The organism is Fusicatenibacter saccharivorans, assembly GCF_015557635.1.
Classification (GTDB): domain Bacteria; phylum Bacillota; class Clostridia; order Lachnospirales; family Lachnospiraceae; genus Fusicatenibacter; species Fusicatenibacter saccharivorans.
Map to the genome: position 1 here is coordinate 131,498 of NZ_JADNOP010000009.1, position 20,715 is coordinate 152,212.

Below are 20,715 nucleotides of genomic sequence, written 5' to 3' on the forward strand. Positions count from 1 at the left end.
AGTACACCTCCCATTATCGAGACATTTCTTTGTTTCCTCTTTTCACAAACGGCTGGAGCTGATAGGGGCTTGTACCGTCCTCGGGCCGCAGAAAGTCTATCCGAGCTGCAGCACGGATGGCGTTCTGGTTGAGCTGCCGCTGCCATGCCCCTTGGCTGGGAGCCCACTTAAAGCCGTTGTTTTTCAGTTCCTGTCGCTGATCGGCATCGGGCTTTTCCTCGAAAATAAGCTGCAAACGGTTTTCAGCCTCGTTGATTTTTGCCTCGCCTCCGGGGAATGTCCAGCCAGCAAACTCGGAGCGGCTGCTCAGTTCCTCAATGCGCTGGCGCACACGGCGGATGTTGGCGTTGTTGTTGGAAAGCAGATAGGCGGGGTACGGCTTGCTTTTATCCAAGTGCCATGACTGCGTCATATCTGCTTTGAGCTTTTCTGCCTGCTCCGGCGTAAGCTCCGGGCAGCCGTCCAGCGTTTTGTGTTTCCGAAAATACGCATTGACCGCCTTCATGGTGGCCTGCTGGAACTCCAGCCCCTCCAGCTTTTTTGTCAGCTTTTCCACGGCCAGATCATCGTCTGCGCTGATCCCGCCCATACCAACAGAGCGGATTTTATCAAGCAGCTTTGAAATCTCCGCATACTCTCCATAGTTGCGATCCCGGGCGGCGTTCTGCTTGTGCTTTTTTGCCACAGGGAAATTACCGCCCCCGGAGATCAGAATAGAGGGCACCCGGGCATCAATCACATTGCGTTCATTCAGATTTTCCGCAAGTTTCCGGGCATAGCGATCCACCAGCGCGTCAATCTTATCATGGTACATGGGATCGACACGGGCTTTCTGGCGTTCCGCCGCTGCATACGCTTCATCGACCATTGCCCGGTAGCCCGCCGTAGCGGAGCCCGGCTGATAGTCGGAAAAGCTGTTCATATCTTTTGCCCGCTTTGCGGCTTCTTCATTGATCGGATAATATTTCGGCATAGTACCTCCTTCCACAAAAGCCGGAACTTTGGGACAAATTGTCCCAAAGCCCCGGCAGCTAAAATGTTGACAGCATCTCACGGAAACAGGGCCGGACGTAGAAACATACGCCTCCCGCAGAAAAGGGCCTTAAAAAGCCTTGTCATAAGCGGGTTTAGGCTGGCCTAATTGTCAACACATCAGCCCCGTTTTTTTCGCATATATTCCCGCTGCTGTCTGCGGTGTGCCGCCTTTGCACAGGCCGCCGAACAATAGGTTTGCCGTCCATCAGGAGCCACGGCTCTGCCGCATACCGGGCAAGCCTTGAAATCCGGCCTTGGCCCTTCTGTCAGCAGCGCAGCCTCCAGCGCCGGATCAAGGGGCAGAACTGCCTCGCGGAAGTAGCGGCAATAAGCCCCCGTCCAGCATTTTCCAAACATATAGCACTCGCAATCCAGCGGCAGGCAGCCGCAGTCCCGGTCATAGTTGGCACACCATTTTGATACCAGCCTGCGGATTGCCGCTTTTTCTGTCCGGGTCAGTTCTCGGCCCACAGCATCACCTCCCGTTGCCCGGTGGTTTGAGCTGCTCCCGGTAGCAGAACACGCAGCCAATCCCGCGCCAGTAAGGGCAGCCGTCACAACGGGAGCCCTTCGGCGGCAGGCTGGGCGGCACACCCTTAAAGTAGCTTTTTTCTTTCATAAATCCCTCATAGGGGTTGTTGGTAAATCTCATTCATTATCCTCGCTTTCGGTATCGTCCTCGTCCCAAGGCGGCCCATCGTCCTCGGAATCGTCATAATCAGCCAGTTCCTCACTGTAATCCTCTTCGGGTACAGTTTCCATCCTCCGAAAAGCCCTCGCCCGGGGTAATGGTAGGCGCTGGCTCCGAGGGCGGAGTTTCTTCCACAACAGGCGGTTCCTCATTTCCACTGTCCGAATAGGCGTAGGCTGGGATCGCAAAGCCGCATAAAAGAACGGCGGAGCAAAGCCCCGCCGCCAACATACGAAAGTGTTTCATATTCAGTTTTCCTCCTTCTTTTCTTCTTCGGACTTCGGGACACTTTGTCCCAAAGTGCCACCGTCCTTCAGCTTTTCAAACAGCAGCGGGAGCTCCGTAAGGGAGATGCTCATACCGCGCACAATGTCCACGATCTCGCTGTTTTCTGCCTCCAGCTTTTTCTGCTCCAGCTCCTTGAGCCGGGCCTGCTGTTCACTGATTTTAGCCTTGACCTTATCAATTTCGGCCTGAATTTTCATGCTTTTGGTAGTTGCCATTTCAAAACCTCCTATCACGGTAAACGCCCATAGGCGTAAAAATGAGATTGCCAGTAGCTTGTATTCAAATTTGCGTAGCCGATGGGATCTCCGCAATGCAGCATTTTTCCGTCACCGACATAAATCCCGCAATGACTCACGCCCGGCGCGTCATAGGTGCCTTTGAAGAACACCAGATCACCGGGTTTTGGAGAACTGGTCGGCGTACAGATGTTATAGAGCCCCTGGGCTCCCAGCCTGCCCACATTCCAGCCGGAGTGATTGATGACCCACGAAACGTACCCCGAGCAATCAAAGGAAGTGGCAGGAGAACTGCCGCCCCACACATAGGGATAGCCGATATATTTCTGTGCTTCGGCAAGCATCGCGGCAAAGGTTTCATCGTCCAGATATTCTCCGGGCACTTCGTAATCACCGGGTTTCCCGGTAATATACTTGTTCACATAGGGAGAATCCGGGAACAGATCAGGGCGGTTCCCCAGCGTTGCCATATAGATGGCATATCGGGAAAGCTGATCCTCGCCCATAACGTACACAGGTACATGGGACAAATCAAAGTTTTCCAACGTGACCGTACAGATGTAATAATCGTAAGGCACCTGATAGGTGTCCGTATGGGAGTTGCCGTCCTCGTCCGTCCATGTGTCGGTTTCCGTGCGATACCGGGTTTCCACCACCACATCCTCGGTCAAAATGTACTGGCGGTCAAAGAGCATTTGCAGCGTTCCCTGTACCTCGCCTATTGTCCATTGTCCCTCATGGAGCGCACACAAAAGAGAAAGAAGCACATAGGGATCATGTTCGATTTCGTCCAGATCGAAGTGGTATTCGTCATAGTCATGGGTGCTTTCATAGGTGTCCAGATAATGCTGTAAATCATCTTCCAGCGCACAATAGGCGGCTTCGGCGGCCAGCATATCACGATCCTCGCAAGGATAGGTGCTGGCTCCTAATGCACCGGCCCCGGCGTTCCCCAGCATAAGCATGGTAGAGGAACAGGACTGCATAGCAAACAGGAGTAACACACAGAGCACCGCAATCACAGCACCTGCGGGATGACTTTTGACAAATTCCACTGCCCGGGCAGTCAGGCGTTCTGTGGCTGTGGCAGTTTTCCCAGCCGCAGCCGCGCTCTGCTTTGCAGCCTCCTTTGCCTGCTTGCGGTATTGCCTGCGGAGCCGTTGCTTCTTCCAGTAGCGGGTAAGGGCATTTTTCGTCAGCTCCGGGTGCTCCTGTGCGGCGGTGTGAAAATGGTAGTCCGCCGTGTACTTGGTATAGCGGGCCTCGGCCTTGCGTACCACTTTTGCCGGATGTTCCCGGACTTTACGGCGCACAAAGCGAGAGCCATGCCGTAGCGCGGTTTCTCCCACAAGCTCAGAACGGTGTGCGCCTTCCGTGCCGACATTTTCCTGTTCCGCTTCAAAAATCTTGCCATGCACGAAGCTGTGAACGGAACCGCTGGCAACACGGCCTATGCGTTTTACCGGGCCGGGCTTTTTCGGAGGCTTTTGCTTTGCCAGCTTCTCCCGGGCCTGTTCCAGTTTTTCGCCTTGGGACTCCATGTGGAGCTTTGCCGCCGCAGCCTGTTCCTGCTGGCTCTTTTTGCGGAACTTGGACTTCGGGACACTTTGTCCCGAAGTGTCGGAAGCCTCCGGCCCGGGCTGTTCCCCGTCAGGGGCGTGGGCGGTCTGCGACCAAGCCTCCTCCTTGGTCTTATTCGTTTTTCGTTTCATTCTTCATATCCTCCGGGCGGGTAGTCAGCAGGTCATAGATTTCTCCGCGAGGGAACCGATCCACAAACGGGATGGTTACATTTCCATAGAACAACAGCCCCTCGCCGGAATTGCTGTGTGTGATATAGGAAAGCTGGTGCTCGGAAATGCCGAGCTGTTTTGCCAGAATGGTACGGTCACTCTGCGCCTGCGAAAGCAGGATCATAAAATCCGTGTTGTCCAGAATGTTCTCGATTTCCCGGCTGTCCAAAAGGTCTTTGACGTTCTGCGTCAAAGCAGACGGCACACATCCTTTTTTACGCAGCATCTTCCAGACTGCCACAAAGTAGCTGGCCGTCAGCGGATCGCGGAGCAGAATGTGAAACTCGTCAAAATAGCACCAAGTCGCTGCGCCCTCGTGGAAGTTCTGATCCACCGCCTGCGAAACAAACTCGTTTGTGATGTGCATTGCAATCTTTCTAAGGTTTTCGCCCATGTTTTTCAGAACGATGCACACCACACGGCTGTCCGTCTTGACGTTGGTAGGATGGTTAAAGAGATTGAGGGAGCCTGTGCAATAAAGCTCTAAGGCAGTTGCCACGCGCCGGGCCTCGGGCTCCGGCTGGCGTAAAAGCTCCTCATACAAATCCTGCAACAGCGGTGTTTTTGCGGTTTCCAATCCAAGCGCCTGCTCCCGGTACACCAAACGCACACAGCGGTCAATGACCGTCTTTTCAATGGGCTGCAAGCCTTCCTTGCCGCCGACCACCAGCTCGCACAGGGACAAAAGAAAATCCGCCTTCATGGAAAGTGGGCTTTCTCCGGCAGCCATATTGAGCTCCACATCCATCGGATTGAGGTGGTGCGGGCTGTCCGGGGCAATCTCGATCACCTGGCCGCCCAGCCTTCGCACCAGCGGAGCGTATTCGCCCATCGGGTCAACCACGATGATCCGATCCTGCGGGATGGTGAGAAACACATTCAAGAGCTCGCGCTTTGCGGCAAAGCTCTTGCCGGAGCCCGTAGAGCCCAAATACATCCCGTTTGCCGATTTCAGCTTTTTGCGGTCAGCCATGATGACATTGTGAGAAAGTGCGTTCATGCCATAGTAGAGGGCCTGCCCAGCCATGCGGAGCTCCCTTGTCATAAAAGGAATAAAGATGGCTGTGGAGCTGGTGGTCATACCGCGCTGGATTTCTACCTCGTTGTAACCAAGGGCCAACGAGGAAACAAAGCCCTGTTCCTGTTGCCAGTCCAGACGGCGCAGAGCGCAGTTGTATTTCTGCGCGATACCGCCCACGGTAAACACATCGTTTTCCAGCCGCTGGCGGTTAGGAGCAAGGTTTACCACCGTAAAGGTCAGCAAAAACATTCGCTCATTGCGGGATTGCAAATCAGCCAGAAGCTCTGCTGCGTCCTTGCTGAATGTAATCAGGTCAGGGGGAAGAATATCCGGGTCATAGCCGGAGCGCACAGCCTTTCTCTGTTCCTCCACTTTCATTTTTCCGATGTCCGAGATTTTCCCCTTGATGGTCTTGATTGCCTTGAGCTGATCCACGGTCTGAATGTGCATGGTCACGGTCATTTCCGCATCCAGCTCCAAGATTTCCGCCAGCAACTTATCCGAAAGCTCCGATGCCATAATCTGCAAGTAGGACACCGCGCCCCAATACTGGCCGATACGGAATGTGCGGGACTGGCGGAAGTCGAGACTGTCCGGGGCAATAAAGTCTTTTGTGCCGAGCCCGGTCTGCGGGATGTCTTTCCACGAAAAGCGGAACGCCTCGCGGCTCCCCGGATGCATCTGGCTATGAAGCAGCGCAAGGCGGGCCCGCCCGTCCATAGGCTCCGAGGGAACGCCCAACCGCTTAAAGTTTCCCATGACATCAGCCTCCACACGCTCCAGACGGGGCCGTGCCTCCGCAATCCCCTCGGCGGGTATGCCAAAGGTGATGTATTTTGAGCGTTCAATGCCGTTATTGCTTTTGGCAATCTGATTTTTCAGCATCCCGGTAAACTCACCCCGGACGCTGTTATAGTTGTCATCCGCTTTCGGGATATTGACCTGATAGCGGCTGCGGGAATGTGAACGACGGTTGATAAAGGAAAGCTGGAACGGCAGCGAACTGTCAAAGTAGTTGAGAAATGAGCTCCATCCGCTGAATATGGCAGTCTGATCCTCGGTGGATGCCACGGAGTAATTGATGTCCTCATATTCCACGGTTTTTGTATAGAGCCCGCCCGGGAGCTTGCACACACCGTCCGGGTGCATGGACAGATACGGGATTGTCTGCTGAGCAGACAGGGTCGCCCGGCCTTTACCCTTGGCGGCGGCTCCGTTTTTCTTCTTTGTGTTTTTCAATCACATCCTCCTTTCCAGCACCCGGCCCGGCAAAGGGCGCATAAATGTTTTCGGTTCGGTAGGCCCTGATCCCCGGCCTTAGAAACTTGGCCCGGATGATGTTTCGCACAACCTTTTCAAAGGGCAAGCCGTCCTTTTCATACATCGCCAGCAGGAACGCCGGGAGCATAATTCCCAGCATGAGAAACATCGCCCCGGTATTGCCGAGGGTGCCACGGGTCAGCAGATAGGCCGGAATCTCCACTGCGCCCGCGCTGCCGAAGCAGACAAGCTGGCGTTTGGTGAGGTTGAAAGCCATCTTTGTTTTGATTTTGGATAAATCGTTTGGTACGTTTACATAGGGCATAGATCACACTCCTTTCTGCACTTCGGGACAATGTGTCCCAAAGTCCGGGATGGTTGGTGTTACTTCATTTCCCCATACAGCCCAGCCGGGCGGGGTCTGCCTGGCAAAGAGCTCCACGCGGGGCAGATCGCCCATCAGGGAAATGATTTTGGCGCGGGCCTCGTCCGGCTTTTTGCTATGGGCTTCAATCGGGGAAATGATGAATTGATGAATGTTGGCAGCCTGCCGCTTTGGATGTCCCTTGGTTGCCAGCAGGCAGATTTCTGCATTGCCCCTTGTCCAGAAGCCAAGGCCGTAAAACCAGCTATCCGCCTTCTTGTTCTTTTTCAGCCAGACGAAAGCAACGCTTTTGTAGGTGAAGCCCCAAGCCTCGATCAGCCGGAGCGCCTCCGGGAGCTGCGGGAAAGTGGCCCATAAAAAGAGTGCGCTGTCCGGGGCTGCAAGATCAGCCACAGGCAACGCACATAACTCCTCAATGCTCATAGTGGGATAATGGTTTTCCGCCGCGCCCTGTACTTTCTTAGCCGAGTAGCGCCAAGGGGGATCGGCGTAAATGATAGAATACTGCTGGATAATTACACTCCTTTCTCGCCAGAACTTTTTACTGCCTGCGCCGCACGAATACGCTCACTGGCTGCGGCATAAAAGGCCGGGGCCGTTTCAAAGCATACAAAGCGACGTTCTGTGTTGATAGCTGCAATCGCGGTTGTGCCGGAGCCCGCGCAAATGTCCGCGACCAATTCGCCGGGGCGGGTATAGGTGCGGATCAGATACTCACAAAGCTCCACGGGCTTCTGTGTGGGATGGATGCCGCCGGACACCGTAGGCACAAAAAGCACATTTCCGGGATAGCGGCGGCCATCATTGGACTCTGAGCCCTGCCGTTCAAATTTCCCATAGTTAGAGCTTGTACCGCTTCGGGAATGAACACGGGTATATGGCTTGCCGTAAGTAAACTGTGGATTGTAGACCGGGGACTTTTGGTAAAACACCAAGATGTTCTCGGACTTCTTCAGTGGAGCCCGGTTTGCATTGAGAAAGCCCGTTCCGCGCTCTTTGTACCAAATCCACTCATAGCGGAGCATGGCGAGGTTGGATGCGCCCAGCACCTTGTCAAAGGGGCACTGTGCGAAAAACAGCACTGCGCCATTCGGCTTGACCGCCCATTTCACCGCCTCCCACAGCTCCGGGAGCGGCAGGGGCACATCCCAATAATTCCGGGTTGTGCCGTAAGGCGGATCAGCCAACAGCATATCCACGCTATGTTTGGGCAGGGAGCGCAGGCCCTCAATGCCATCCATGAGAAACAAGCCCTCCTTCGGGACACTTTGTCCCAAAGTGCGGCTATCGGTCATTACGGGCCTCCTTTGCCTTGGCAGGCGCAGGCCGGGCAGCGTTTTCTTTTCCCGCTTGCTTTGCAGCCTCGGCCATCTGCTCCTTGATCGGGGCAGGCCGTACCGCCTGGGCCCGTGCAACAAGCTGTTCCACCGCCGCATGATACGCCTCCACACCAGCCCATTGATCCGTTCCTGTGTGGCGCGGTCAGGAATCCGAACCGTAGTCCGGTATCCCGTCCGGCTGGCAGGATCAGGTTTAGAGGGAGCGCCGAGGAAAATCCCGTTTTTCCCGTCCACAACCTTAAAATCGTCGATGACCACACCTCCAAAATTGACGCTGGCGAAGCCGATCAGTTTTCCCTGCGGCTCAATCGGACGGACAGATACCGTGATCGGAACAACCGCCTCCTGCAAGACAGCATCTGTCCGCATTTTTACTGCCTCATCAATGCTAACGCCCTTGACTTCTGCAAGCTCCGCAATGGGAGCATCAAACAGCCAGCGCCGTTCCTCCGCAGCAATCTGCTCCGGGGTCAGCAATACATCGTCCTTCTTACTCAGATAAAATTCCTCCTTTTCGCTTGCCGGAGCAGGCTGGGCGGGGTCGTCCATCAACTCTTTTCTTTGCAGGACGGCCTCTGTTTCCGCCATAAAGCGGTAAGCGTCTGCCTCAGTAAACTCCTCCGGCGTTTTTCCATTCCATAAGCGCGTTCCGTCTGCCCCGTATCTTCTCGGCATAAGCACCACCTCCTGTTAATGAGCGCCAAAGATACGCTGGGCAATGCTCCCGGTCTTAAAGAGCATGAAGCAAAGCAGAACCGTGTAGCCCACAGTTCCCCAAATCGCCCCAATGGGATCGCCGCCTGTTGCGATGCCTTGAATGAGCACCGCGTAAATTGCAACACATACAAGGATCAGCAGCCCTTGAAAGCCAACGGCAAACAGGGACTTGATATAGTTCTGCCCGGTGCCGCCAAGCTCCCGGTTGGAAAGCGTGGCAACGGGGATAGGGGCCAGACTGGTCAGCAGATAGATTTCCAGCATCCTGCCATACACCAAAACGAAAATGATAATTCCCATCGCCTTCATCGTAAATCCAATGAGCGCAGACTGCAGCCACAGCCCCAAAAGCGGCCCCAAGTCCATCGCCTCCAGCGAGGTTTCCAGTTCAGCAAGCATATCCGCCGAAACATCGGTAGAGCCTTGAATGAGCCCGCCTGCCTGCGCGATGACGCTCTGCGAGACATCGAACACGGCCATAACGATATTGAATGTGTTTGACAGGATCAGTATTGCACAGGCTGTTTTGAACATCCATTTATAGAGGTTTGCAACGTCAACCTCGTGCATATTGTTCTTTTCCAAAAGCATCTGTATGAGCTCATAAGTGGCAACAAAGGTCAGCACCATTCCGGCAATCGGCAGGATCACCGTTTCGGAAAGCTGTCGGATCAGGGAGAAAACCCCGGCGTGCCACGCTGCCGGGGTAGTCCCTACCTGTGCCGCAATCTCTCCGACTTGGGTATTGACAGTATCAAAAAGACCTTCGAGGTTCCCCATGATCCCGCCAATCAGAAGCTCTTTGAGCCAGTTTGTGAGCCAGTCGGTGAGAAAATCCATAAGCGCCTACCTTAAAACAGGCCAGACAGCAGAGGGATCAGTGTGGTGCCAATGACGATGATGCCGCCGCCCGCCATGAGCTGTTTTATGTCTTTTATGAGAAAATATTTGCTCGAAATGAGCCTTGAAAAGATTAAAATAGATTAAATTTTGATAGATTTTTCTTATTTATGGGAGCCGGAACCTCTTTCGATGGTTCCAAGCTCCGGTATTGGTTTTAAGTTGAAATGAATTTCCATTGTGACCGTTTCAGGAGTACGGCAGTAATTTTCTGTTCCGTCTTTCTCCTGCGGTTCTGAGATAACGATTTTACTGATCAGCCGGTTCAGAAGATTGGCATCCAGTTCTTTGATGTCCGCATACTCGCTAATATCGTCAATCCACTGCTGGGACTGTGCATCCAGTTTTTCTTCCGTATTCAGCACACTCTCATTCTGGAAAAGTTCCTTTTTGATATCTGTCTGCTCCTTCTGTGTCTTCTCCAGCATCTTATCAAAAACAGATTCTGTAATCTTGTCATTGATAAGGTCATCATACAGTTTTGCAATCAGCCGGTCTAACGTTTCCAGGCGGTCTTTCTGCTTTGATACCAGCTTCTCCAGACTTTCCCTGTGTCCCTGTGTATCTTCCTCGCATAACTCCTTTACCCGGTTTTCCAGTTCTGTTCCGTCTCCGGTAACTGCTTTTGCACATTCCTGGATTCTGGTAAGGACTGCATCATACAGGTCATCAGCGTCCACCCGGTGCTGGGTACAATGTGCTTTCCCCTTATGGATATAAGTGGAACAGGTATAAACTTCATGCTGGTCTTTGGTGTGCGTCTTCTTCAACGTCAACGCACCGCCACACTCTGCACAGCGGAGTAATCCGGCAAACATGCTGTATTCTCCCTGTTCTGTCTGGCGTTTCCTGCCTTTCATCTTTGCCTGTACCAGATCAAATACATCCTGCGGAATGATTGCTTCGTGGGTATCCCTGACTGTGATCCAGTCCTCCGGAGCTTTATCTCCCTGATTGCCAATCTTGAAACGGTAGTACCTTTTCTGGGAAGCCATGTCACCACAGTAAACGGGATTCATCAGCAGGGATTTCAGATAGGATTCATCCCATACATATTTCCCATTTTCCGGGTCTTTCTTTTCCCATTTTGTGTAATAGGTGCGGAGTCCCCGTTTCCGGTGCCACCATGACGGGCAGGGAATCTGCTGGCGTTCCAGTTCTCTGGATATAAAGTTAATCCCATGACCGTCCACCGCCCACTGGAAAATTTTCCGGACAATCGGTGCTGTCTCGTCGTCAATCAGGAGATGTCCCTTTTCCTCCGGGTCTTTCTGATATCCCAGTGGTGGAACAACACCTGTAAACTTTCCCTTGGTTGCCTGCAGGTGATAGGACGCATGGACTTTCTTGGAAATATCTCTGGAATACATCTCGTTCAGCACGTTCTTAAATGGGGCAATCTCATTGTCTCCGGCAAAGGTATCCACATTATCATATAATGCGATATACCTTACTCCATGCTTTGGGAAAAACTCCTCCATCAGAAATCCTGTCTGTACATGGTTTCGTCCCAGTCGGCTCTGGTCTTTGGTAATTACAAGATTCACCAGTCCTTTTTCACAGGCTTTGAGAAGTCTCTGCAAATCAGGTCGGTCTGTGTTCAATCCTGTATAACCATCGTCCTGAAACACATCCACCACCTGCCAGCCCTGTGACTGACAGTAATTCACCAGTATGTCTCTCTGGTTGGAGATGCTGGCACTCTCTCCGGTCAATTCGTCATCTTTGGAAAGTCGGCAGTATACACCAACTCTCCAGGTTGCATTTCTTTCTATATTGTTACTCATATATCTGTTGTTCATCTGATACCTCCGTTACTTTGCACATCCTACGCAGATTTCAGATTACTGAACTCATAATCATTATACTGCTTATCTTTCATTATTGCAAGTTTATCTTTTGTTTTCGTGTCACGTATTTTCTGTGCGATCACCTCTGCAAACACTTCTTTTGCGTCCTGATCACCGTCAAAATATACTCTGATGTTGATAATTTTCTTCTTCACTGCCATTGTAAAACCTCCATTTTTTGCAAAAAAAGAGCAGCTAATCCATTTTTACAGATTAACTGCCCAGACTGTTGGTTACATATATTAAAATTTTTGTATTAACATTTCAGAAATTGGGGATATAATAAAGACAGGGATAAATCCCTGTCAGATGAACTGCATATTTTAATTTTCCCATTGAAAACAAGAGGAATGTGTGGTACATTTGTTATAGGAAAAGCACCCACTCCAAAGTGGATGCCGCCTGAGTTGACTAAATGGTCTTACGACCACCGCCTATCCTGTTGGCAGACAGGATAGGCATTTTTATTTCCTCTTGTTCTTCCGATCAAGAAAGGCAATAATCGCAATTAACAGGCTACCAAAAGCGATCAGTAAACTGAGTACGCCTAAGAATATTGAGATAATCTCATAAGCTGTCATATCACGCACCTCCTTTCTTTCATCTCAGAACCCCGAAAGGCTCCGGTCTGTAAATATCAGGAGGCAGCCACACCCTGTCACAGGTGCTTCCCCGTAACATTGCTGTTACCGGATAATCATACCATTATATCCGCCATATTACAATTCATTTTTGTTCCAGATTCACAGCAATCCTTATTCTGTATGGATACCTGCTATTTCCGTTTGATTGCCTTGCACCGGCAGACGGCAGACGGCAGATAGGGTATCTATAAAGCCTGCCGTTCACTCCAAAATTCTGCCGTCACCCATTCTCCCTTGTTTTTTTAATCGAATGGTATTTTCCTGCTTTTCATTCATCCGATAATCCAGTTCTTCTTTCATCCGGCTTCTGGCTTCTCGCATGGTTCTCTGGGAGATTCCCTGTGCTTTTGCCTTTTCATCCAGTTCCCGGATTGTGACTGCATTTCCGTCTGCAAGCAGTTCATAGATCAGTTTCGTTCCCCGTTGCAGTTTTGTTTCTGTCGGCTTTCCTTCCTTTCCGTCCAGAAGATCATCTGCGGAAATCTCATAAGCTCCCACCCAGCGGAATCCTTCTTCATCTCCAAGTTTAAATGCCATCGTCTCACCTGGAGGTGCAAGAGAACTTTTCTCATGGATCAGTACTCTTGTTGTCGGGTCTTTCTTTACTTTCCCGATAAAAAGCAGGCTTCTCACCGCCGCCATGATATCAATAGAACCAAGTCCCCGGTAAGTACTCTGTGTCCCTGAAGATTTATTCAGATGTCCGATCAGCACAATCGCACAACCGGTCTTTTCAGCGATCATTCCCAGTTTCCGGAATACCGGACGGACTTCATTTGCCCGGTTCATATCCACATCGGCACCGATAAAAGCCTGTACCGGATCAATGATTAAAAGTCTGACCTGATTCTGACGGATTGCTTTTTCAATACGGTCATCGGATAACGTCAATGCTTCCTCTGTATCATCAATGACCATCACCCGACTCAGGTCTGCTCCTGCTTCCACCAGCCTCGGCTTAATCGTATCTCCCATACCGTCTTCTGCAGTCTGATAGATCACATTAAAAGGTTCAATCTCTTCCATGTTCGGGAAAGTCTTACGGTTCGTGCAGGCTGCGGTCAGCATCATGGCAAAATAAGTTTTTCCCTCTCCTGGATTGCCCTGAATAATCGTCAGTTTTCCAAATGGCAGATAGGGAAACCACAGCCATTCTACACTGGTCTGTTCAATGTCTTCATAACACAACATCGGCACCAGTTCTTCCTTCTCCGGTACTTTCATTGTAACTGTTTCAATGATTGATTTCTTCCTGTCTGCATTTTTATCACAGAGGATTTCATTCCAGTCCTTTCGGGACGGTTTCAGACGGATGACACTGTATCCGTCCGGGATTTCTATTGCCAATTTCTCACTGGCTTCATTCCCTGCATGGTCATTATCCAGGCACAGGAAAACCGAAGTAATCTGAGGGCGTTCAGAAAGAAAAGCCATCAGTGCCGCACTGGAAATGCCACCCAGACTCAGGTAGCTCCGCTTTTTCCAGTCTTTGGGAAATAATTGGATAAAAGAAAGCAGATCAATGGCTGCTTCAAACACAAACAACTGATTATCCGTCCCTCTGTGACAGAATCCGTAAGATTTATCAGATTCAGCCACATCTCCCCGGTATTTTGTTTCACCAGTTCCCCTGCAATGGGCATATCTTGGAATACCGTCTGCATCTCTGCCAACAAACACCACATTATGGTGCTTCTTTTCTTCATAAATATCCCCACTGCCGATCCATTCCTCCACCATATTCTTTTCAATCCCTCTGTTTTCTGTCAGATATCTGATGATTCTATCATTATTTTCCTCTTTCTCTGGTAATCGGAAGTCAGGGGACGGGGCGGGGCAGGTACTGTTCCTGCCTTCGCCTTCCTCCCCGGTTAGCATCTTGACAGCTTCCGGAAATGTGGCATTGTAAAATTCCATCACAAAATCCACCGGATAGCCACCCCTCCCCTGACTGTGCCTGTACCACCGGTTTCCGGATACCGTTACACTGTCATGCTTTTTCCAACGGTATTCCTTTCCGCTTTTCCCTAGTTGTTCTCCCTGTGCGCTCAGAAAAGAAACAAGATCTGTCTGATTTGCTCTTATAATTTGTTCTTCTGTATACTGCATTTTGCTCATCCTTTCCCGTCTGTCCTGCTGACAGACTGTTATAAACTCATGTCATAGTTTCGCTTTTTCTTCACTGCCTGTTGTTTTGCATCACGCTCTGCACACTCTTTCTTTTTTTCATCCAGTTTTCTCAGAAGAGAGGTCTTCTTTTCTGGATTCTGCTCCGACTGGTTCAACGGCTGTTGCTCTGCTTTCCCGTTTTCTTCAAGAATCTCTTTCGCCTGAACTGTGTAAAATGTCGGGAACTTCACCTGCTTCTCCCTTTTTTCTTCTGAACGCCCGGAAGTATCTGCTTCTGCCATTTCCCGGTCACGTCTGGCAATATCCGCACAGCTCTGTACCTTTTTCACAAAAGTTAGTTCCTCCTGGTACGGCTGATTATCTGCTTTCAGCTCTTCGATCCCCGCCTGAAGTTCTTCTTTCTCCCGTTTCCATCTGGCAGTTGGCACTTTTCCATTTTTATCCAGATGTTGTTTCAGTTCCCGTTCACATTTGCGGTAATAATTGATTTCTTTTTTATGCTGCTGATAATATCTCTCCCGTCTTTTCTGAAAATAGAAATGGTTATACTCATCAATCAATGGCTGATTTGTTTTTATTACCTCTGCCATCTTTTCCAGATTCTCAAGTTCCTTTAACTGTTTCCGCTTTTCAGAAATTTCTTTTTTACTGACAGAAACAACACCGTTCAGTTCCTCAATCCGTTCCTGCAAGTCATCCATCGTTTCTATCTGATGTGTCTGAAGATAACTGATGGATTTTGCAAACTCCTGTAAATTGGAGAGATTCTTACCTCTCTGTTTCATCTCCGCATAAAAATTGGGAAGTGGTGGTCTGCCCTGTGTCTTTTTATCATAATAATCCTGCAGGCTTTCCAGCAGTGTCGGGTTCTGCCTGCGATCCAGCTCTGCTTTCATTTCCTCATAAGCTGTCTTCATCCACTGAATGGATTCTTTCAGAGAAATAAACATCTGGTTAAACTGCCGGATTGCCCGGTTCAATTCTCCGATCACCGTTTTGATTCCCTTTTTCTCCATTGCCCGGACTTCATATCCCTCATGGATGGTCGGGATCAGGTCAATCCCCTGTTCTTTGTAGGAACGGTGGTCGATTCTGGATGCCATGTGGCACTCCCTGAATTTCCCATTTACTTTCTCTGTCCATGCCCGCCGCCATTCTTTTAAAAGCTCCGGATCATTCCATCCGGTAGTAGAAACAGCATTGAACATATCTTTTCCTTTGGCATCCTTCACCCGGTTTCCATCCTCATCAAGAATATATTCCCTTCTCTGCTTATTGCCCCAGATTCCTTCCTCTGTAAAAGGACGGATTGGGACAAGCACATGGAAATGGGGATTATCCGGTTCTTCTTCATTTTCCGCTTTTCCCTCATGGACTGCCAGATCCACGATCATGCCACGTGCCACAAACTGCTCCTGGCAGAACTCTTTTGCCAGTCTGATATTTTCCTCAAGTGTCAATTCATTCTGCAGTGCAATGTCAAACGAATAGGCAAGCTGTGCCTTGTTGTTCCGTTCCACATGCTCCACCTCGTTCCAGAGTGTTTCCCTGTCAGTCAGACGCTCTGGCACATACTCCGGTGTCAGGATTTCTGTAAATATCACACCTGACTTGCTCGTATAATCGTGTATCTTGTTGTAATAACTGTCAAAAATCCTCTGCCCGGAAATATAGGCTGCGGAAGCGACCACCATCTGCCCTTTCCCTCTGGATACATTCCTTACTGAAAAATGATACAGTGCCATTAACTGTCATCTCCCTTCTCTGTCTTTTTTACTGCTTCTGCAATCTGCTGTTGATCTTTGTGTAAGGCGGCTATATGAGCCTGCCGCACAATACTCTTGTTGTAACTGCTGTTCTGCAGTTGATTCATCATGTCCTGGACGTCTTCCTGTTCCAGATCTCTGGACAGCGGAAATACTTTCTCAAACTCTGCCCCTTTGACAATCAGCCGGTGGGAACGTTCCCTGCGTTCTACCAGCTTCTTCCGCTGCTCCAGAATGTTTTTGTGGTGAATTGCTGCCTCCAGTTCCTGTCTGCTCTTTTCCATGTTGGCCTTCAGTTCCTCCAATGACATGGATTCATACTTTGGATTTTTTGCTCTGCTCATTTTCTTGTACTCCTTCTTTTTTCTGTAAACAAAAAGAACCGGCTTATTCATGAATGCCGATTCCTGGGTATAAAAAACTGAGGTCGTTGTCCTGTGATTAGGAAATGCTGACCTCAGCGTTTTTGAAATATTTAATTGTTGCTCCTTGGAATGAAAGTCTTTGTCACCATTGTCGTATAAATTTAAACTCACATCCCATATCAGGATTTCTTTAATTCTTCCATATACAGTTCAGCTATATATGCCGGACCAGTGCACCACAGCTTTGTCTTCTCATCATACAGTGCTTTTCCTGTCTTTGAACACAAAAAATCTGTCAATACCTCGTTTCTGTCCTTGCCTGTCTCTTCTGCGATTTCATCTGTCACCATAGTGATCAGAAGGTCGATTGTATAATTCATTTTTTCCTTTGGAATTGTTACTTCAGCCATATCTTCTCACCTTTCACAAATTTCAGACACTCAATAGCTGCCTCAGTTTTAAAGCAGTATTGATCTTTCAATTTATTCGGCAGCAACTGTCTGATACAGAAATCGTCTGCTACTTTATCACCTGCAGTCCCAAAAGCACCCGCAAGATAAGCGGTAAGAGTAGCGTTTGTTGCATCATCCGCAATCTTTCCTGCAATGATATCATATTTTGCCATTTCACGTTCAACCTCAATAAACATTTTTTTCTTTCGGTGAGCGGCGATACAATGTAACCAGTCCACATCTGCATTTTCAAAAATATGCGTTTCAAGATTTTCTGAAAGTTTGAATTCAAAAGTTGAAATATATCCAAACTTCTGCCCCTCTTCAATTGTTCCGGTTGCGATGGCTTTGGCTATTGAGGTTCTCAGAAAACTTTCTTCCTGTTCCTTTGATGTGGTTAAATAAAATCCCTGTCCAAAATCTTTTCTCTTTGCACATTTGGCAAGATCTGGCTCTTTTACTTCACAATAACTTCCATGATAGAGAACAAATCCATCTTTTAACTCAAGCACTAATCTCTATCCCCTTTCTTTGCAAAAATTCAGTAATATCTTCAAGCACAGCTTCATCGCCTTCACAATGAAAAATCCCATAGCATTTTTCTATATATCCAAGAACATCGGCTTCTTTAAACAAGTGGATAATCTGTTCAACAGGTAAATGCCACTCTTCTGAAGCAAGCCGGATTAGTCTTGTTTGCATAAAAGTAATCTCTGTTTTCTCACTCATTATGAATCCTCCTCATTTTCTTAGTCAGTAAAACCGGAATTGTTGATTACCAAGGCATATTTCCAAATCGACTAATAAAAGTTACTGTTAGTCCGGTTTTATCAATCATTGCAAGTTTTACGATTGCGCCTGTACTGTTTGCTTTCCTCCGTCGACATTCAAATCTGTTGCCGTGGCACCTGGATCAGCGCAGTTCACCTCTTATGTCTTGGAGTCCTTTTGCATACTTCCAAAAGAACCCAGTCCGCTTGAAACATTTACGATAATAGTTTTATTTTTTCTCTCATTGTCATACAATGCACCTACTTCCCCAGAATTTATTTTACCACGTATTCTTCTGTTCGTCTGTCACCTGCATCGTATCTGCATTTACCAGATAAAAATCTACCAATTCGGTCTCGTAATTGCCATCCGGATATACTTTTTCTAACACCAGTTCTTCGCAGGAATTACCATCTGCATCTGTCTTGGAACCATTATCGTACAGACAGTATCTCACATTTACCGTATTACCGTTCTTTGTTTCCTGCGTTTCGCTGACGACAGCATAGACTTCTCCCTTTGCATTCGCCGTGTAACTGAACGCCATATTTTGAAGTGTATTCTGCTCCTGAAGGTAATTATAAACTGCCAGCATTGCATTTTGAATTGTCAGACCATCATGCTGCCCTTCTGTCTCGTAATCTTCTATGGTATTTCCACTCTGAATATCCTCTGAATCTGTTGAATTCTCTGTATCCAAATCCGGTAATTCTGTAGTATCCTCTTCTTGATTATCTTCTTCATCTATTGTATCCGAAGACCACCACAGACCATCCATACTCTGCATAACAAATGGATTATTGGTTCTGTATCTCCGTTCACCACCATAATCTTCCTGCACAGTTATATACGTATATTTGCTGTCACAACCAGTCACCGTTTCTGTTCCATCCATTCCGAACACTACACTCAGACCACTCATTCCAATAATCAAAAGTGCAAATATCGCAGCAGCTCCATAGACAATTATCAATGCCACTTTGTTTTTACCGAATTGTATGGATAATGCCTGGCAATTGTGTCTGTATAAACTCACGATCCCCCAGATCAAAAGAACCGCCAGACTGATTGTAATAACAGTAATCGATATTTCTGCGAAACGATATCTCACTTCATATCCCATATCACGTTTTATACCATACCACAATCCATAGAAGAAGGTACTATACGCAAGAACCAAAGTAATGATACTGATCCGTATCGGATGCTCTTTTTTATCCGGCACTGCCTTCTTCAGTGCCTCTGCCATCTGCGCTGCCGCTCTCTGCTCTATCCACATAGCAAGCTCTGCTTTTGACGGATATGTGCATTTAGTATCCGGAATCCCTGCGTAACACATCTGGCTCTCTTGAATCCCTGTCGCATCTCCTGCTGCCATTGCTGTAACCACTTTCAGGTAATAATACAACTTCAACTGTGCTGGATTGAATTTATCTATACGAATATCTGCCAGCTCCTGTGCAGCCCGTTCATAATTGTTAAGGAGTACACTCATCCGTGCCATAACCAAAAGCATCTGATTCGCTACAGCAGGGTAACGGTGATATTGCTTCTCATATAAATACCGTGCATACTCATGTCGTTCTTCCGGTGTTAACCGATAGGACTTCTTTCTATTCTGTGCCAGCATCGCAATTCGCAGACCATAAGCCAATTCCAAAATTGCAATCAGCTGGCAGATAAATGCACCAAATCCCCAGATATCCGTTGTATACCGCACATAGGTCACCAACACAATGCCTAGCATTGCCGGAATCACGATCAACCATTTTGTCCAACCTGATCTTCTCATAAAAATCTCCTGAATTGTTTTTCTGAATATAGTATATTACCGCACACACCAATCGACCATATACATATTGTGACGATGCTGTTACTTACCATAACAGTTGCTGTTTCTAAGGTCATCTATTTATAGCCTGAGAAATAACTGGTTTCCCATCTCTGTCCAACAATGGAGTCAGTCCACCTGAATACCCACATGCATGATATAAATAATTCACACCAGTTTCCTTATCCACCCATATCTCAGTAGTAGTTAATGCTCCCTGAGAATATATTTTTTCAAATCTCTCTTCTTTCGCCATTTTCAATTTCCTCCCATAATCAATTTTTCGGTTTTATAAAAAATGTTTCTCTGTTACTTTCTCGATTGTATCATGACATACAGTTCCATCTTCGGCAATCGTCGATTTTCTGATAAATCTCGAATGATGCTTTAATACTCCATAAGCATACCAGTCATGGTTGCAAAATACTTTGCAGAACTCTGCATAGCCATGTTCCTTACAGGTATCGAAATACAGACACCTGCTGATTTCATAAGTAAATCCACTATCATCATCCTGCAAAATTTCTGTCTCCCAACATACCTTTTTTTCGCCCTCCAGATCATCTACCAGAGACTGTCTCACAATCTTATAGCCATTCGGCAATAAATCGACATGCTTTTTTCTCTTTTTCCGTTACCATATTTTCTCCCAACTTGCACACTAAGTCATAATTTTCCAAACACTAAAACTTGAATTTCTATTTCTGCTGCCATGCCATTACATAGTCTTTTTCTCCAGTAGCTTCATCCAAACCGCTATACTGAATCTCAAATCCTTCTCTTTGATAAAAGGATATTGCCCGTGTATTTTTTTGATATACATTTAAGATTAATTTGTTTCTTTTTCCCTTTACATAGTTTAGCAAAATTTTACCTATACCTTGAGATTGCATTTCGGCAGAAACAAAAATACCTTCAATGTATTCGTTACTTAACCCTATAAAACCCTGTATTTCCTGTTTATCCTCGTAAACATAGACAGTTGCCTGTAATAGAAGTTCTTTTACTAACTCAAAATTACTTTTCCAATATTGAGCAGAGATAAAATAATGTGTCTTTATATTTGTATCTAACCATATTTCTGCAACTTTATTTATATCCACTTTCCGTAATTCTCTAATCATAACGGTGATGCTCCTCAAACTCCGATTTTCTCAATTTTTCAGTCGAGTAGACTAAGACCTCTCAATCTTAGCCCCTCACAGATCCGTACGTGCGGCTTTCCCGCATACGGCTCCTC

Annotated in this window: 23 protein-coding genes and 2 pseudogenes; all 25 read right to left on the reverse strand. The window is 48.1% G+C overall.

From position 1 onward, the window contains the following. Window positions 1-13: 13 nt before the first annotated feature. The gene (locus I2G42_RS09410; protein ID WP_055228208.1) at window positions 14-973 is read right to left on the reverse strand and encodes a hypothetical protein; all 960 of its coding nucleotides are present in this window, start codon (window positions 971-973) and stop codon (window positions 14-16) included. Window positions 974-1,152: 179 nt separating this feature from the next. Further along, on the reverse strand, window positions 1,153-1,506 hold the full coding sequence (locus I2G42_RS09415; RefSeq protein WP_055228207.1) for a cysteine-rich VLP domain-containing protein: 354 nt from the start codon (window positions 1,504-1,506) through the stop codon (window positions 1,153-1,155). Between the two features lie 259 nt (window positions 1,507-1,765). Continuing rightward, entirely contained in the window at window positions 1,766-1,972 is a 207-nt protein-coding gene (locus I2G42_RS16400; RefSeq protein WP_055228206.1) for a DUF4366 domain-containing protein, read from the reverse strand. A gap of 2 nt (window positions 1,973-1,974) precedes the next feature. Continuing rightward, a complete protein-coding gene (locus I2G42_RS09425) occupies window positions 1,975-2,229 on the reverse strand; it encodes a DUF4315 family protein (protein WP_014080213.1) in 255 nt (84 codons plus the stop codon). A gap of 14 nt (window positions 2,230-2,243) precedes the next feature. Beyond that, complete coding sequence (locus I2G42_RS09430) at window positions 2,244-3,962, reverse strand: C40 family peptidase (RefSeq protein WP_195530994.1); 1,719 nt, start codon at window positions 3,960-3,962, stop codon at window positions 2,244-2,246. Next, entirely contained in the window at window positions 3,943-6,303 is a 2,361-nt protein-coding gene (locus I2G42_RS09435) for a VirB4-like conjugal transfer ATPase, CD1110 family (protein WP_174514951.1), read from the reverse strand. Before I2G42_RS09435 ends, I2G42_RS09430 begins: the two co-directional genes overlap by 20 nt. Continuing rightward, entirely contained in the window at window positions 6,260-6,649 is a 390-nt protein-coding gene (locus I2G42_RS09440) for a PrgI family protein (protein WP_055228204.1), read from the reverse strand. Before I2G42_RS09440 ends, I2G42_RS09435 begins: the two co-directional genes overlap by 44 nt. A 3-nt stretch (window positions 6,650-6,652) precedes the next feature. Next, entirely contained in the window at window positions 6,653-7,222 is a 570-nt protein-coding gene (locus tag I2G42_RS09445; RefSeq protein WP_330417617.1) for an MT-A70 family methyltransferase, read from the reverse strand. 2 nt (window positions 7,223-7,224) lie between these two features. Beyond that, window positions 7,225-8,004, reverse strand: a complete 780-nt coding sequence (locus I2G42_RS16835; protein ID WP_055228202.1) for a DNA-methyltransferase — start codon at window positions 8,002-8,004, stop codon at window positions 7,225-7,227. A 282-nt stretch (window positions 8,005-8,286) separates the two neighbouring features. After that, window positions 8,287-8,724: pseudogene (locus tag I2G42_RS16840) on the reverse strand (hypothetical protein); the annotation flags it as partial. Window positions 8,725-8,739: 15 nt separating this feature from the next. Then, window positions 8,740-9,606, reverse strand: a complete 867-nt coding sequence (locus I2G42_RS09460; protein WP_055228200.1) for a VirB6/TrbL-like conjugal transfer protein, CD1112 family — start codon at window positions 9,604-9,606, stop codon at window positions 8,740-8,742. 11 nt (window positions 9,607-9,617) lie between these two features. Continuing rightward, window positions 9,618-9,695, reverse strand: a pseudogene (locus tag I2G42_RS09465) (Maff2 family mobile element protein); the annotation flags it as partial. 75 nt (window positions 9,696-9,770) lie between these two features. Next, the gene (locus tag I2G42_RS09470) at window positions 9,771-11,468 is read right to left on the reverse strand and encodes a recombinase family protein (RefSeq protein ID WP_015521926.1); all 1,698 of its coding nucleotides are present in this window, start codon (window positions 11,466-11,468) and stop codon (window positions 9,771-9,773) included. Window positions 11,469-11,494: 26 nt separating this feature from the next. After that, a complete protein-coding gene (locus tag I2G42_RS09475) occupies window positions 11,495-11,677 on the reverse strand; it encodes a hypothetical protein (RefSeq protein ID WP_015521925.1) in 183 nt (60 codons plus the stop codon). Between the two features lie 303 nt (window positions 11,678-11,980). Further along, window positions 11,981-12,097 carry a putative holin-like toxin gene (locus tag I2G42_RS16410; protein ID WP_015543458.1) on the reverse strand — a complete coding sequence of 39 codons (117 nt, stop codon included), beginning with the start codon at window positions 12,095-12,097 and terminating at the stop codon, window positions 11,981-11,983. Window positions 12,098-12,361: 264 nt separating this feature from the next. After that, a complete protein-coding gene (locus tag I2G42_RS09480; RefSeq protein ID WP_023843669.1) occupies window positions 12,362-14,269 on the reverse strand; it encodes an AAA family ATPase in 1,908 nt (635 codons plus the stop codon). Between the two features lie 38 nt (window positions 14,270-14,307). After that, on the reverse strand, window positions 14,308-16,035 hold the full coding sequence (gene mobQ, locus I2G42_RS09485; RefSeq protein ID WP_003864580.1) for a MobQ family relaxase: 1,728 nt from the start codon (window positions 16,033-16,035) through the stop codon (window positions 14,308-14,310). Then, window positions 16,035-16,400: a DUF3847 domain-containing protein gene (locus I2G42_RS09490; protein ID WP_015543456.1), complete on the reverse strand. Its 366-nt coding sequence runs from the start codon at window positions 16,398-16,400 to the stop codon at window positions 16,035-16,037. Before I2G42_RS09490 ends, mobQ begins: the two co-directional genes overlap by 1 nt. 200 nt (window positions 16,401-16,600) lie before the next feature. Beyond that, window positions 16,601-16,831, reverse strand: a complete 231-nt coding sequence (locus I2G42_RS09495; RefSeq protein ID WP_003864582.1) for a hypothetical protein — start codon at window positions 16,829-16,831, stop codon at window positions 16,601-16,603. Further along, on the reverse strand, window positions 16,819-17,385 hold the full coding sequence (locus tag I2G42_RS09500; protein ID WP_003864583.1) for a DUF3990 domain-containing protein: 567 nt from the start codon (window positions 17,383-17,385) through the stop codon (window positions 16,819-16,821). Before I2G42_RS09500 ends, I2G42_RS09495 begins: the two co-directional genes overlap by 13 nt. Beyond that, window positions 17,378-17,602 (reverse strand): DUF3791 domain-containing protein, encoded by a 225-nt coding sequence (locus I2G42_RS09505; RefSeq protein ID WP_003864584.1) that lies wholly within the window; start codon window positions 17,600-17,602, stop codon window positions 17,378-17,380. Before I2G42_RS09505 ends, I2G42_RS09500 begins: the two co-directional genes overlap by 8 nt. Window positions 17,603-17,924: 322 nt before the next feature. Further along, window positions 17,925-19,436: a hypothetical protein gene (locus I2G42_RS09510; RefSeq protein ID WP_003864585.1), complete on the reverse strand. Its 1,512-nt coding sequence runs from the start codon at window positions 19,434-19,436 to the stop codon at window positions 17,925-17,927. A gap of 112 nt (window positions 19,437-19,548) precedes the next feature. Continuing rightward, window positions 19,549-19,731, reverse strand: a complete 183-nt coding sequence (locus tag I2G42_RS09515; RefSeq protein ID WP_003864586.1) for a DUF6440 family protein — start codon at window positions 19,729-19,731, stop codon at window positions 19,549-19,551. Between the two features lie 33 nt (window positions 19,732-19,764). After that, window positions 19,765-20,058 (reverse strand): L-2-amino-thiazoline-4-carboxylic acid hydrolase, encoded by a 294-nt coding sequence (locus I2G42_RS09520; RefSeq protein WP_003864587.1) that lies wholly within the window; start codon window positions 20,056-20,058, stop codon window positions 19,765-19,767. Between the two features lie 115 nt (window positions 20,059-20,173). Continuing rightward, on the reverse strand, window positions 20,174-20,599 hold the full coding sequence (locus I2G42_RS09525; protein WP_003864588.1) for an N-acetyltransferase: 426 nt from the start codon (window positions 20,597-20,599) through the stop codon (window positions 20,174-20,176). Window positions 20,600-20,715: the final 116 nt, after the last annotated feature.

Coding starts and splice junctions, on each gene's coding strand:
- I2G42_RS09440 (WP_055228204.1), bottom strand. CDS start 6,649: ATGCCCTATGTAAACGTACCAAACGATTTATCCAAAATCAAAACAAAG.
- I2G42_RS09480 (WP_023843669.1), bottom strand. CDS start 14,269: ATGCAGTATACAGAAGAACAAATTATAAGAGCAAATCAGACAGATCTT.
- I2G42_RS16400 (WP_055228206.1), bottom strand. CDS start 1,972: ATGAAACACTTTCGTATGTTGGCGGCGGGGCTTTGCTCCGCCGTTCTT.
- I2G42_RS16410 (WP_015543458.1), bottom strand. CDS start 12,097: ATGACAGCTTATGAGATTATCTCAATATTCTTAGGCGTACTCAGTTTA.
- I2G42_RS09470 (WP_015521926.1), bottom strand. CDS start 11,468: ATGAACAACAGATATATGAGTAACAATATAGAAAGAAATGCAACCTGG.
- I2G42_RS09430 (WP_195530994.1), bottom strand. CDS start 3,962: ATGAAACGAAAAACGAATAAGACCAAGGAGGAGGCTTGGTCGCAGACC.
- I2G42_RS16835 (WP_055228202.1), bottom strand. CDS start 8,004: ATGACCGATAGCCGCACTTTGGGACAAAGTGTCCCGAAGGAGGGCTTG.
- I2G42_RS09475 (WP_015521925.1), bottom strand. CDS start 11,677: ATGGCAGTGAAGAAGAAAATTATCAACATCAGAGTATATTTTGACGGT.
- I2G42_RS09490 (WP_015543456.1), bottom strand. CDS start 16,400: ATGAGCAGAGCAAAAAATCCAAAGTATGAATCCATGTCATTGGAGGAA.
- I2G42_RS09505 (WP_003864584.1), bottom strand. CDS start 17,602: ATGAGTGAGAAAACAGAGATTACTTTTATGCAAACAAGACTAATCCGG.
- I2G42_RS09525 (WP_003864588.1), bottom strand. CDS start 20,599: ATGATTAGAGAATTACGGAAAGTGGATATAAATAAAGTTGCAGAAATA.
- I2G42_RS09410 (WP_055228208.1), bottom strand. CDS start 973: ATGCCGAAATATTATCCGATCAATGAAGAAGCCGCAAAGCGGGCAAAA.
- I2G42_RS09515 (WP_003864586.1), bottom strand. CDS start 19,731: ATGGCGAAAGAAGAGAGATTTGAAAAAATATATTCTCAGGGAGCATTA.
- I2G42_RS09510 (WP_003864585.1), bottom strand. CDS start 19,436: ATGAGAAGATCAGGTTGGACAAAATGGTTGATCGTGATTCCGGCAATG.
- I2G42_RS09425 (WP_014080213.1), bottom strand. CDS start 2,229: ATGGCAACTACCAAAAGCATGAAAATTCAGGCCGAAATTGATAAGGTC.
- mobQ (WP_003864580.1), bottom strand. CDS start 16,035: ATGGCACTGTATCATTTTTCAGTAAGGAATGTATCCAGAGGGAAAGGG.
- I2G42_RS09460 (WP_055228200.1), bottom strand. CDS start 9,606: ATGGATTTTCTCACCGACTGGCTCACAAACTGGCTCAAAGAGCTTCTG.
- I2G42_RS09495 (WP_003864582.1), bottom strand. CDS start 16,831: ATGGCTGAAGTAACAATTCCAAAGGAAAAAATGAATTATACAATCGAC.